Raw genomic sequence first — 12,535 nt, forward strand, 5'->3', positions numbered from 1 at the left:
CCCGGGGAACGGTCCATGATTACCGGGGATACTAAGGATTGGAGTATGAAAAAAGAATTTCCCGAGTCAAAATCCACGCTGCTCCGTTTTATCGATACAGAGCACAATTTCCGTGTAAGAATTATTCCCGGGTCGGCTCTTGGAATGTCACTGGCAGACGCTCACGGCCTCCGGGGCAGGGTGCGGGAATTGTTCATGCATGCCGTTCATGCCACGGCCCTGCTATCCGCAGATTTGAAACAGACTGTGCGTATGGTGCTCCAGGCAAAATGGGAGGATGCGGGATTTTCCCTGGAGGGACATTGGGACGGCCACGTAAGAGGATACATGCGGGGAGGGGATGAACTGGAAGCCCGTTTGGATGCCGACCCGGCCATGGCCGGCAGCATGTCGGTTATCCGGCTTATCGGTTCCCATCCCGGATATACGGGGTATGCGGCTATTTTCGGCTTTAATCTCCGCTCGGCCCTTGAGGGGTATTTTCAAAGTTCGGAGCAGCGGGAAAGTCATTTTCTTTTTCAGGGTGATTTTTCGGCCATGATAGAAGCCATGCCCGGTGAGAATGTTTCCCGGGATATCAATTTGAAGCAGATGCTGGACCAGATCGGCAATACTCTGAAGAACGGGGATCTGGATGATCCGCAAAAACTCGCCGAACAGCTGAATCGTGAACATGAGCTGGGCCTGAAATTTCTGGGAGGGGAGGCAAAGGATATTTACTGCCCCTGCACCCGGGAAAAAATATCTGTTTATTTACAGGGTCTGGATCCGAAAGAGCTGCACTCAATGTATGACGAAGGCCCCTGGCCGGTTAGGGTGAACTGCCATAACTGCGGTTCCCAATACGCGTTCCAACGGGATGATATTGAGACATTTCTGAAGAACCTGAGCTCAGATCATGGAGATCCCGCCGCCGATGAGAACGGAGAGGGTGAATAGAAGAAAAATCCTGCTGATTCCCTGCATTGAAGGACCCTTCCGGCTCTGTACCAACCCCAAGCGAAGCATGCGGATGTAGATAATCATGGATACGACTGCTGCCGCCAGCACAGGAATTGCTGCTGCCGGCTGCATTCCCCCCACCCTGGCAAAGGCGAACCAGGTCTGCAGGCTGTAGGCTCCCAGCACCAGCAGCAGAATGAGAACTGCTGAGGCCCTCCTGCCGATAAGAATGCTCAGAGTTTTTCTTCCCGCCTCTCTGTCCGCTTCAAGATCGCAGCTGTTGTTAACCGTAAGGATGGCGGCGATAAGCATGGTGGAGGGCAGTCCCGGCAGCATCTCAGATGCAGTGATCACCGGATCCTCCAGAACCATCCGAACGATTACGAAGAGCACCATCCCCAGAAAGCCGCCGGCGAAGATTTCCCCCAGAGGGGTATGACTGATGGGTCTGGGGCCGCCGCTGTACAGAATACCGGTGAAAAGGCTCAGAACTCCCAGAATCAGCAGGGGCCAGCCTGTCAGGTACACCAGATACACTCCGATTGCTCCCGCAGCTGCGAAGAGAGCCGCAGCTGTGAGAAAGGCGGCTCCCGGGGCTACTCCCTGGTATACCAGAACTTTTTCCTGCTCCCGTTTGAGCTCTCTGCTGTCCACCCCTTTATAGAAGTCGAAGAAACTGTTGAAAGCTGTTGTTCCCATATCTACCATTAAAACGGCAGTGAAGAGCAGAAGCAGCCGGATAGGATCCACCGGAGTATCACCCAGGAAAATATACAAAGCTGCAATGAAAAACGTACTCAGAGATACGATCTTGGTACGAATCTCCACCAGAGAGAGAAATTGCCTAAACGTCATACTCCGTTATTCACCTTCTTCAGCTGTTTTGTCAATTCCCCAGAGGCTGTTTTACGGCGCACATATTTTCCTCATTTTTCTTTTGCGTGTCCGGCTTGTGTGTCCGGATGTGAGCATAGTAGAGTGTAAGTTATACAGATAAGACAAACTTAGTCGGCTGTCCGGCGCCAGTGGGATGATGTGTCGGTAAGAAGGGGGATAATATGTCGGTAAGAAGTGAGGGATTTTCCATCAGGAGAATTATTTTATTTTCGGCTGCAGGATTTCTGATTATTTCCCTGCTCACCGTGCTGTTGTCACCCCGCCTGGCCGCCGAGTTCTATCCGCTTCCGGAGGATGAGGGTTCCAGCTGGTATTACTGGCAGCTGGATGAGTTAGGGGCTCCGGGCCGGATTGCCGTGTGGGGCGGATATCTGGTTCACCAGATTGCGGTTTGGGGGATATTTTTTGCAGCCCGGAAGGAAAAGAAACGGGCGATTGCCAGGGGGGAACGGAAGCCCGTGGTGGACGCCCCCTTCAGCAATGAGGGCGGGGAAACGGCCGGGAAGTATCATCTGTGGATGATGGTGGTGAATCTGTTCTTTGTTGCCCTCCATTTGCTGCAGACCCATCTTTGGTATGACGGGCTGGCCCAGGATGTACCCATCTGGACCAGTCAGGGATCGGTGATTGTGATGCTGGTTCTGATTCTGGTCATGGAGATGCCCCGTCGTGGATTGTTCTTCGGCCGATGGCGTCAGGTGCCTGCCGGGCTCCACCGGGTGTTGAGAAACTGGCATGGCCCGTTTATTGCCTGGGCTCTGGTGTACACATTCTGGTTTCATCCCATGGAGGGAAACTGGGGGTTATTGAGCGGGTTCGTGTACATGTTTCTGCTGTTTATTCAGATGAATATCTTCGGAAGCCGTGCACACAAACGGCGTAGCTGGGTGGTGGTTCTTGAGGCCTTCGTGGTGGTGCACGGTACACTGATCAGTCTGTACAAGAACCTGGATGCCTGGCCGCTGTTCTTTTTCGGATTTCTTTTCATGTTTCTTATAACATATATGCATACCTGGATGCTCCGTCCTGTGATAAAATGGCTTATTGGCGCAGCGAGTCTGGCTGTGCTGATCTGGGTGTACTCTGTGCCCCGGGGCTGGGAGCATGTGTTTGAGATCAGTTTTATTCCCGTCGCCCTTTACGGAGGAGCTTTGGGGCTTTGGCTGATAGGCGCAGCGGGAGAGCGGCTGTTTCCAAATACCCAAACCTAAGCCCCTGGAAGGTTTGATTCCCGAACCGGCAGGCAGATATTCCTCTCTGCCGCCTCACGGGAAGGGACACACACCACATTGTGTGGGTCGTGCTACAGCTGTTCCCTCATAACGCGCATGGGAGAATTCCCAGGGGGGAATTTGTGAGTATGGAACCTACATATTTGTAGCCCCAAAACGTTATTCCAACATTTTTGAAATTATTTCGTCTATAATTATTGCTCACTTTCAAGACCTATGCTAATTTAGCTATGAGGCTATCTTTTCTATTCTAAGGAGGAAATTCATGAATAAGCTTCTTGCCTTACTTCTGATTCTTGCAGCAGCATTCAGTCTGGTACTGGTTAGCTGCGGCGGAGAAGCGGAAGAAGCACAGGTCGAGGAAACTGCAGAAGCGGTTGCCCCCGGTCTTACCGTAATTAACCGGAATTCCGGTTGGGAAGTCGGCCAGAAGGGCGGCGAACTTGTACTCGGTCAGCTGGGATCAGGACCCAAGTCCTTCAACCCCGTTCTTGCCGAGGAAACCAGTTCCACCGATATTACCGATTATATGATTTCTGACGCTCTGGTGCAGCGTGATCAGCATACTCTGGATTGGGCACCCGCTCTTGCAGAAAGCTGGGAAATCTCTGACGACGAGAAAGTTCTGACCCTGTACCTTCGGGACGATATTTTCTGGTCCGACGGTGAACCCATTACTGCAGAGGACTTCGAGTACACTATCAACAACATCATTTACGATGACGGCATACAGACTTCTGCAAAGGATTCGTATACCGTGGGCGGCGAACTCACCGAATGGGTGGCCCTGGACGAAAAGACCCTGCAGATCTCCGCAGCTGAAGTGTATGCAGGTCTGCTGAACATCGCAAACAGTTCCGCGGTTCCCAAGCACATTGTAGAGCCCCTGATCGAAGAAAACGGAATTGAAGCATTCAACAACCTCTGGGGTGTTGATACTGATCCCACCACCATTCCCTCTTCCGGTCCCTGGGTAATCTCCGAGTATATCGCCAACCAGCGGATATCCTTCGAGCCAAACCCTTACTACTACAAGACCGATGCCGAAGGTACGCAGCTGCCCTATCTTGACCAGGTTACCTTCCTGTTTACACCCGACACCGACACCATGCTCCAGCAGTTCCTTGCGGGCACCGTGGATGTATACGCAGTTCGGGGTGAAGACTACTCCGTGCTTGTGGAAGAAAAGGAAAATCTCGGTTTCGAAATGTATGAAGTGGGTGCTTCAACCAGTACCAACTTCATTACCTTCAACCAGAACCCCGATGAAGACGGTCCTGAGAACGACGGCGATGCGGGACTCGCCGAGCCCAAGCTGACCTGGCTGAGCAATCAGAGTTTCCGGGAAGCGATGGCTCACCTTGTTGACCGCCAGACCTACATCAACAACATTGCATTCGGTTTTGGCTATCCCCAGTACAGCTTTGTTCCCCGGTTCAGCCCCTATTACTGGGAAGGATCCGATGAAGTTGCACTGAAGTATGATCCCATTGCAGCTGCGGAACTTCTGGACAGCATCGATTATATCGACCGTGACGGTGACGGCGTGAGGGAAGACCCCGAAGGTAATCCCATTGCACTTGACCTGGCTACCAACTCAGGTAACCGCGTACGGGAAGATATCATCACCGCTTTCGCACAGGAAGCTGCAAACGTGGGTATACAGATTACTCCCCGTCCCGTGGACTTCAATGAGCTGGTTACCCAGCTGGTATCGACCTACGACTGGGACATGATCCTCATCGGTCTTACCGGTTCTGTTGACCCCATCAGCGGCGCGAACGTGTATCCCTCATACGGTAACCTCCACATGATCGAACCCAACCAGGAAAGCCCCCGTCGTGACTGGGAGGCCCGAGTTGACGAAGCATGGAAAGAGGCGAACGAGACCACCGATGAAGCACAGCGGAAATCAGGTTGGGAAAAAATCCAGCGTGAATGGCTTGACAACCTTCCCTGGGTATTTACCTACAATCCCTTGCTGATGTCTGCCTACGATGCGGACCTGGGTAACGTATTTCCCCAGCCCATCAACGGCTATGGTGCAATTGGTATCTCCGAATACCTGTACCGGAAATAAATGCTGACTGCCGGGCATCTCAGGGTGTCCGGCTGTCAATTTTCCGAATATAGGAAAACGCGCAGGTGCAAAGTATGCCGGCGCGCTTTTTTACCTTTGAGGCATGTATGAAAGTTAAAACAAAATTCGACTGGCGCCTGACGTTTATTCTGGATATCGTCATCGTGATTGGTCTGGTATTGACCGGACGGGGAATTTTCGGCGCCCTCTTTATTTCACAAATATTCATGTGGCTGGTGAGACTGTATTGGATTAACCAATCCATGCTCCGTTATATTTTACGCCGGCTTCTTCATATGATACCCATTCTGCTGATGGTTATCGCCCTGGGCTTTGCACTTCTTCAGTTGGCCCCCGGGGACAGTTTTACCAGACTGTATCTTCAGCAGGACATTAATCAGGAAACAATCGACCGGTTTCGGGCAGAATTTGCTCTGGATAAACACTGGACCGTCCAGTTCTTCCGTTATATTTGGAACGTTCTCCAGGGTGATTTCGGCTTTTCCGCAGAATATAAAATCGGTGTTTTTGAAATGGTTCAGCAGAGAATGGGTCCTACACTGCTGTTGAGCGGCACTGCGCTGATTTTCAGCTGGGGATTAAGTATTCCCATGGGAATTATCGCCGCCACCAAACAGTATAAATGGCCCGACCAGGTAATTTCAGTCTTTGCCTTCATCGGACTGGCAATACCCAACTTTTTCCTGGCCTTTCTCCTATTGTATTTTGTAACCGCAACTTCCCAGGGCATCCCGGGGACCTGGCTTCCCATTGGGGGCATGACCTCGGTTAACTTTACCTCAATGGGGCCGGTGAATCAGGTTCTTGATGTGCTCTGGCATCTGATCCTCCCCCTCTTTGTACTGGGTACTTCAGCCATGGCGGGACTCACCCGTATTATGCGGGCAAACATGCTGGAGATTCTGCATCAGCAGTATATTGTTACCGCCCGTGCCAAAGGCCAGTCGGAACGGATTGTGGTGTTCCGCCACGCTCTGAGAAACGCCATCAATCCCATGATCACCATTCTGGGGTTCCAGATTGCGAATATTCTCAGTGGTTCGGCCCTTACGGAGGCGGTGCTCAGCTGGCCCGGTCTGGGACAGCTGGTACTCCAGGCCATCCTTTCCCAGGATATGTTCCTGGTGATCGGTATTCTGCTGTACAGTTCAATATTGCTGGTTATAGGTAACCTGATAGCCGACATTCTATTGGCGGTTACCGACCCGCGGGTGAGGGTAGGATAATGAGAGAATACGAAAACTACATGCATATATGCCTGGCCCCGGATACGGAGGGCGGTTCAGCCGGAGAATCTCTGGCTCAGACTCCCAATCCCGATCCCGTTCCCGCAGCAGACCCGGAAGCGAGCAAAACAACCCGGGAGGGCATGAATGAGAAGCCCGAATCCATGTGGGCCAATTATATCAGACGGTTCAGAAAGCATAATCTGGGAAAAGTAGGTCTTGGAATTCTCGGCTTTCTGTATTTCCTTGCCATCTTTGCCGATATGATATCTCCATACACCATGACCTGGGTAGATAAAACCAAGCCCTACCATGCTCCAAGTGGTATCAGATTTATGGCGGAAGATGTGGATGGTGAGGGAACCCGATTCAAACCTCATGTGTTTGAAGAGGTAATTACCAATCAGGCATTACGGACATACGAACCCATTCCCGAGCACAGTCTCAGAGCGGTGGGTATAGAAAGCAGACTCGGGGTGAACGAGATGCGGGTGTACGGATTATCTGAATCCGCTTCCAGGCGTCAGAATGAAGTTCTCGCAGGGGTGCTGCGGCACTACAGGATTTCGCCCAACAGTCCGCTTGCGGATGACATACGGGATGCAATTGCCGCGGCGGAACGAAATCCTGATCCCAATGCCCGGGTCGATGTGGACCTGGGAACTGTTGAGTTGAATAACGTGAAGGTGGACGTACATTTTATCCTGGCCAAGGGCAATAAAAACTTCCTGAGTTTCTTTAATCAGGGCGTTCCCTATGAATTTTTGGGCATGTTCGAAACCAACGTGCACCTTTTCGGATCCCGTACCGGGGGCTACTTCCCCTTCGGAACCGATAAAACCGGTAGGGATCTGTTAAGCCGCCTGCTGCACGGTTCGCGAATTTCTCTTTCGGTGGGTATTCTAGGTTCGCTGATTACTCTCGTTCTTGGACTGGCAATCGGCGGCACGGCAGGATATTTCGGCGGCTGGGTGGACAATGTTCTTATGCGGCTCTCCGAGGTGGTTATCTCCATTCCCAGCCTGTATCTGCTCTTTGCTCTTCGTGCTGCGCTGCCGTCGAATTTGAACAGTACGCAGGTGTATTTGATTATCGTATTAATCCTCTCCCTCACCGGCTGGGCCACGGTGGCCCGAGTTATCCGGGGACAAGTGCTTTCCATTAAAACCGAGGACTTTGTCTTAAGTGCACGAACCATGGGATTGAGCAAGCCGAAAATTCTCTTTCGGCATGTGCTTCCCAACACCATGAGCTATGTAATTATTCAGCTGACACTTTCCATCCCCGGGTATATTTTAGGGGAAAGCGCCTTGAGTCTGCTGGGGTTGGGAATTACCGAACCCCAATCCAGTTGGGGGCTCATGTTGGCAGTAGGACGGAACTTCCGGGTTGTCAGGGATTTCCCCTGGATACTTATTCCCGGATTTATGATCTTCCTTTCCATTCTTGCCTGGAATTTCTTCGGCGACGGTGTACGGGATGCCCTTGATCCCAAGAGTAAGCATTAAAGAGGTTACTGTATGAAACCATTAATAGAGATTGAAAATCTCCGAACATATTTTTTCATGCCCGGATATGTTGTCCGGGCTGTTGACGGCATCTCCTTCACTGTTCATGAAGGTGAAACCGTGGGAATAGTGGGAGAGTCAGGCTGCGGAAAGAGTCAGACCTCCATGTCTGTGATGGGTCTGGTACCCTCTCCTCCGGGAAAAATCGTTGACGGATCAATCAAATTCCGGGGGAAAGACCTTACCAAACTCCCTGAGGATGATTACCGGAAGATCCGTGGAAATGATATTTCCATGATTTTCCAGGAACCCATGACCAGCTTGAACCCGGTCTTCACCGTGGGATACCAGATTACCGAAGCACTCATGCTGCACCGTCAGATGAGCGAAGAAGCCGCCATGGAAGAAGCAGAGAGGCTGCTCAAACTGGTTGGCATGTCCGACCCCCGGGAGCGTCTCAAGGAATATCCGTTTCAGCTTTCCGGTGGTCTCCGGCAGCGGGTAATGATTGCCATCGCCATGGCATGTCAGCCCAGGCTGATGATCGCCGATGAGCCCACTACTGCCCTGGATGTTACCATTCAGGCGCAGATTCTCCGGCTCATGAAGAACCTTACCGAAGAGCAGAACATGGCCACCATGTTTATTACCCACGACCTTGCGGTGATTGCAAGTTTTACCAAGCGGGTAATTGTGATGTACGCAGGGGTGATTGTGGAAGACTCTCCGGTTATGGAAATCTTCGGAAAACCCATGCATCCTTACACTCAGGGGCTTCTGGGCTCCATTCCCGTACTCGGCCAGGGTGCCCGGGATGACATGGGTAAACGTAGACTGCTGAATGCAATTCCCGGCAGTCTGCCCGACCCGAAAAATGTTACCCGGGGCTGTAAGTTCGCATCCCGTTGCCCCAAGGCAATGAAAAAATGCTGGGAATCGGAGCCTGCGTTGGTGGAAACAGAAAAGGGCAGAAAGGTGCGCTGTTTTCTCTATAACGATGATGTACGAGAGTCGGGGTCCATTATAGATCTGGACAAGCTCAGCGAACTCGGGGGAAAAGCCTGGCGGAAAGAATACGACCGGCATCACAATAAAAAAAGTAAAAAAGCGGAGGCCAGGAAGTGAGTTCTCAAAACACATATGATGATACCGTTCTCAAAGTCCAGCGCCTTGAGAAATATTTTCCGGTCAAGGCCTCATACTTCTCGTCCACCAGTCTGAATCTGAAGGCCGTGGACGGAGTGAACTTTGACGTAAAAAAGGGTGAGACCATGGGGCTTGTGGGTGAGTCCGGCTGTGGAAAAACCACCGTGGGACGCTCGGTGCTCCGCCTCTATGAACCCAATGAGGGCCGGGTGTACCTACATCCGCAGCAATCGGTGGTGGAAAGCGTGGATGAGCTGGACCTGGAGCGGCTTGCCATTCAGACCGAATACGAGGAACGAAAACTAAAGGGTGAGAGTGAAGGCGCTCTCAAATCTCTGAAAACGAAAATGCGCCAGCTTAAGCAAAAAGCAGATGAGACCGCCCGGGACACCGACATTCTCAGCATGAACGGCGAAAGTCTGAAACAGGCCCGCCGTCAGATTCAAATGATTTTTCAGGATCCCTGGGCCAGCCTCAATCCCCATATGATGGTGAAAGATCTGATCGGAGAGGGTCCCAAGGAATTCGGCCTTCACCGGGGAAGCAGCCTGGATGCCTGGGTCATGGAGCTTCTTGACCGTGTGGGGCTGCCCAATGCAGCGGCCAACCGGTATCCCCATGAGTTCTCCGGCGGTCAGCGCCAGCGTATCTGTATTGCCCGGGCCCTTGCGTTAACCCCATCGGTGGTGGTCTGCGATGAACCTGTTTCCGCCCTGGATGTGTCGATTCAAGCCCAGGTTTTAAATCTCCTCATCGGTCTCCAGCAGGATTTTGATCTCACCTATGTCTTTATTGCCCATGACCTGAGTGTTGTTGAGTACATTTCAGACCGGATCGCGGTAATGTACCTCGGCAAGATGGTGGAAACAGCCAATTCCAAGCAGCTGTACGGACGTCCCCGGCATCCCTACACCCAGAGTCTTCTTTCGGCGGTTCCCGTGGCGGATCCCAAGGTAAACAAGGAGGAGATTATTCTGGAAGGGGATGTTCCATCTCCGGTGAATCCCCCTTCAGGCTGCAGCTTTCACAACCGCTGCAGATATAAGACTGATATCTGTACCAAGGTGACCCCGATTCTTGAAAAAGATGAAAACGGGCACAAAATCGCCTGTCACAACCCTCCCAACGGCTGATTTCAGGGAGATTCTCAGGAGTGTAAATATCTTGCCGGGCGGTGGCTATGTGCCCTGCCCGGCGATTGTGAAGCTCCCAGCAATTTGCTAAGATACCCCATGATCAAAATACGAAGCAGAATCCAGGAAGGATACGACAAGAACGGTGATTTCGTGGTGCAGCGCAGGCGGATTACCCGTATGTTTAATGCAGTTCTTCTGGTGATTCTCGGTGGTGCGGCCATTACCGCCCTGGTAAGTGAATCCACGGTGTTTAATACCGGAGGGGTGATCATTTTCACCCTGGTTTTTGGGGTCACCCTCTTCAACACCGGTGAGAATAAACTGTACCGTTTTTCCCGGCAAAATGGAACGCTAACCCTTATTCACAGTTTTCTTGCCCTTCCTTTAAAAAAGATCACCCTGCCAATCGCAGCAATACATACCATTGCCCTGAACGGAGTTGAGTTTGATCTTAAATCCAGCCGCCGTCAGAATCCTGGGATATATAAACTCCAGCTGGTTATGGATACGGAAAAACTGGGGGAGAATCGTGACGAGGTGGATGCTCGGATTACCATAGAAGATTCAACCGCTGCGGAAGAGCTGGATGCCAGCGGCCGCGCACTGGCCGGCTTTTTAGGGGTGGATTTTAATTCTGATCTTCGCCGGGATTAGGATACACCGGGATGTGCAGGGTAAAGGTTGCACCTTCTCCGGGTTCCGAGTCGATTTCTATGGAAGCGCCGATTTTTTCCGCAAAATCCCGGCAGATAATCAGGCCAATACCCGTACCCTTCTCTTTCTCCGTTCCGACGGTGGTGGGGTTTTTCTCAATATGAAAGAGATCCTTTCTTACATCCGGATCTATTCCCATTCCTTCATCGGACACGGAAATGCACGCGCAACCGTGCTTTTTCATTGAACTGACCGTTATTGTACCCCCCCGGTAGCTGAACTTAATGGCGTTGGTCACAAAGTTTCTAATTATCAGCCTGACCAAAGTTTCATCGCTGAATGCAAAGTGTGACGGATCGACCCGATTGTCAAATTTCAGCTCTTTGTATTCAAGCCCATTGAGAATTCCGTTTTCGATTTCCTGTACAATGCTGTATAGATGCAATTTAGCATAGCTGATCCGGAATTTTCCCCTCTGGTTACGCGACCAGGTAATAAGATTGTCGAAAAGGTCGTGAGTTTCCGATAAGCCGTAGCTCAATGTCTGGAGATGCCGCTGCAGTTGAGGGTTATCCATTCCCTGAAGATCCATGCTGAACAGTTCGTAAACATTCATAAGGGAAGCAAACTGATTCCGAAGTTCATGGGCAATAATGGAAAGCACTCTATCTTTTACGCTGATTATGGAGTTGAGTTCTCCGGTCCGGGCAATGAGTTTAAGATGGGTCTGCACCCTGCTGAGAAGCTCATAGCGGTTGAAGGGTTTGGGAATATAGTCCACGGCCCCCAGTTCAAAACCCCGAACAATGGATTCGTCATCTCCTTTTCCGGTAATGAAGATCACCGGAATCTCTTTGGTAGATTCGTCGGTCTTTAGCTTTCTACACAGCTCAAAACCGTCTTCACCGGGCATGAGAATATCCAGCAAAATAAGGTCAACCGATCCATTTCTCGCAATATCCATACCTTCGCTTGAGTTATTGCTGCTGATACATACTATGCCCTGATCTTCCAAAATGAGGCGAACCAGCTCAATAATTTCCGGCACGTCATCGATAATCAGCACCTGGAATTGTTTTCTCGAAATTCTGAGCCTCCTGCTTTCCTCAAGCTAAATCCACGTACTTTCAGTATATAATTATCAATTCCCTTATGCAAATCGGAATTGCTGAGCATACATTCCGGTGAGATTTCTTATATGCTTCGGCGAACTGAATGGAAATTTCCGGGAATATCCGTATAATTGAGATCAAGACCGCTTCACCAATCCGGTATGGGAGGTACATGTGCATATTTTGCTCGCTGAGGATGAAGCCATAAACAGGCTCTATATCCGGAATCTGATTAGGAAAAAAGGGTGGTCGGTGAGCGAAGCGGCGGACGGAGAGAAGGCTATTGAGTACCTGGACGGGGAACACTTTGATCTGATCCTGTTGGATTTGGGCTTGCCCAAAAAGGACGGATATGAAATTGCCCAGGCTGTCCGCTCCCGGGGAATGGATGTGAAAATCCTGGCAGTGACCGGTTACGATTATCCCGAAGACCGGAAAAGAATCCGGGACGCAGGCATGCACGGACTTATCCCCAAGCCGATTCAGGAACATTTTTTCTTGGAGGAAATTCAACGGGTCTGCCCTTCAGATTAGTCGTCAGACCGGCGAAATCTCCTTGTTCCTCACGGCCGGATTCTGTA

General features: G+C 51.1%; 11 protein-coding genes. 9 read left to right on the forward strand and 2 right to left on the reverse strand.

Annotation, left to right across the window (positions count from 1 at the left end):
• Nucleotides 1–45: 45 nt before the first annotated feature.
• The gene (locus AC52PS_RS08965; RefSeq protein ID WP_495562719.1) at nucleotides 46–939 is read left to right on the forward strand and encodes an Hsp33 family molecular chaperone HslO; all 894 of its coding nucleotides are present in this window, start codon (nucleotides 46–48) and stop codon (nucleotides 937–939) included.
• On the opposite strand, the gene AC52PS_RS08970 is transcribed toward AC52PS_RS08965, so the two are convergent.
• Nucleotides 892–1,797: a prenyltransferase gene (locus tag AC52PS_RS08970; RefSeq protein WP_495562720.1), complete on the reverse strand. Its 906-nt coding sequence runs from the start codon at nucleotides 1,795–1,797 to the stop codon at nucleotides 892–894. The two genes, AC52PS_RS08965 and AC52PS_RS08970, sit on opposite strands and share 48 nt — an antisense overlap.
• Nucleotides 1,798–2,000: 203 nt before the next feature.
• Here AC52PS_RS08970 and AC52PS_RS08975 point away from each other — a divergent pair, with 203 nt between their 5' ends.
• From AC52PS_RS08975 to AC52PS_RS09005, 7 genes are all read left to right on the forward strand, one after another.
• Nucleotides 2,001–3,050: a hypothetical protein gene (locus AC52PS_RS08975; RefSeq protein ID WP_495562721.1), complete on the forward strand. Its 1,050-nt coding sequence runs from the start codon at nucleotides 2,001–2,003 to the stop codon at nucleotides 3,048–3,050.
• A gap of 286 nt (nucleotides 3,051–3,336) precedes the next feature.
• A complete protein-coding gene (locus tag AC52PS_RS08980; RefSeq protein WP_495562722.1) occupies nucleotides 3,337–5,151 on the forward strand; it encodes an ABC transporter substrate-binding protein in 1,815 nt (604 codons plus the stop codon).
• A gap of 107 nt (nucleotides 5,152–5,258) precedes the next feature.
• Nucleotides 5,259–6,398 carry an ABC transporter permease gene (locus AC52PS_RS08985; protein WP_495562723.1) on the forward strand — a complete coding sequence of 380 codons (1,140 nt, stop codon included), beginning with the start codon at nucleotides 5,259–5,261 and terminating at the stop codon, nucleotides 6,396–6,398.
• Entirely contained in the window at nucleotides 6,398–7,906 is a 1,509-nt protein-coding gene (locus AC52PS_RS08990) for an ABC transporter permease (RefSeq protein WP_495562724.1), read from the forward strand. Before AC52PS_RS08985 ends, AC52PS_RS08990 begins: the two co-directional genes overlap by 1 nt.
• A 12-nt stretch (nucleotides 7,907–7,918) precedes the next feature.
• Nucleotides 7,919–9,031, forward strand: a complete 1,113-nt coding sequence (locus AC52PS_RS08995; RefSeq protein WP_495562725.1) for an ABC transporter ATP-binding protein — start codon at nucleotides 7,919–7,921, stop codon at nucleotides 9,029–9,031.
• Nucleotides 9,028–10,185: an ABC transporter ATP-binding protein gene (locus AC52PS_RS09000; protein WP_495562726.1), complete on the forward strand. Its 1,158-nt coding sequence runs from the start codon at nucleotides 9,028–9,030 to the stop codon at nucleotides 10,183–10,185. Before AC52PS_RS08995 ends, AC52PS_RS09000 begins: the two co-directional genes overlap by 4 nt.
• A gap of 99 nt (nucleotides 10,186–10,284) precedes the next feature.
• Nucleotides 10,285–10,842 (forward strand): hypothetical protein, encoded by a 558-nt coding sequence (locus AC52PS_RS09005; protein WP_495562727.1) that lies wholly within the window; start codon nucleotides 10,285–10,287, stop codon nucleotides 10,840–10,842.
• Here AC52PS_RS09005 and AC52PS_RS09010 read toward each other — a convergent pair.
• Nucleotides 10,817–11,908 carry a hybrid sensor histidine kinase/response regulator gene (locus AC52PS_RS09010; protein WP_495562728.1) on the reverse strand — a complete coding sequence of 364 codons (1,092 nt, stop codon included), beginning with the start codon at nucleotides 11,906–11,908 and terminating at the stop codon, nucleotides 10,817–10,819. The two genes, AC52PS_RS09005 and AC52PS_RS09010, sit on opposite strands and share 26 nt — an antisense overlap.
• 220 nt (nucleotides 11,909–12,128) lie before the next feature.
• On the opposite strand from AC52PS_RS09010, the gene AC52PS_RS09015 reads away from it, so the two are divergent.
• Nucleotides 12,129–12,488: a response regulator gene (locus tag AC52PS_RS09015; protein WP_495562729.1), complete on the forward strand. Its 360-nt coding sequence runs from the start codon at nucleotides 12,129–12,131 to the stop codon at nucleotides 12,486–12,488.
• The last annotated feature ends 47 nt before the right edge of the window (nucleotides 12,489–12,535 follow it).

Source organism: Salinispira sp., assembly GCF_059431795.1.

Bases quoted from the DNA above. Each gene is read 5' to 3' on its own strand.
- AC52PS_RS08965 (WP_495562719.1), top strand. From the start codon at position 46: ATGAAAAAAGAATTTCCCGAGTCAAAATCCACGCTGCTCCGTTTTATC.
- AC52PS_RS08970 (WP_495562720.1), bottom strand. From the start codon at position 1,797: ATGACGTTTAGGCAATTTCTCTCTCTGGTGGAGATTCGTACCAAGATC.
- AC52PS_RS08975 (WP_495562721.1), top strand. From the start codon at position 2,001: ATGTCGGTAAGAAGTGAGGGATTTTCCATCAGGAGAATTATTTTATTT.
- AC52PS_RS08980 (WP_495562722.1), top strand. From the start codon at position 3,337: ATGAATAAGCTTCTTGCCTTACTTCTGATTCTTGCAGCAGCATTCAGT.
- AC52PS_RS08985 (WP_495562723.1), top strand. From the start codon at position 5,259: ATGAAAGTTAAAACAAAATTCGACTGGCGCCTGACGTTTATTCTGGAT.
- AC52PS_RS08990 (WP_495562724.1), top strand. From the start codon at position 6,398: ATGAGAGAATACGAAAACTACATGCATATATGCCTGGCCCCGGATACG.
- AC52PS_RS08995 (WP_495562725.1), top strand. From the start codon at position 7,919: ATGAAACCATTAATAGAGATTGAAAATCTCCGAACATATTTTTTCATG.
- AC52PS_RS09005 (WP_495562727.1), top strand. From the start codon at position 10,285: ATGATCAAAATACGAAGCAGAATCCAGGAAGGATACGACAAGAACGGT.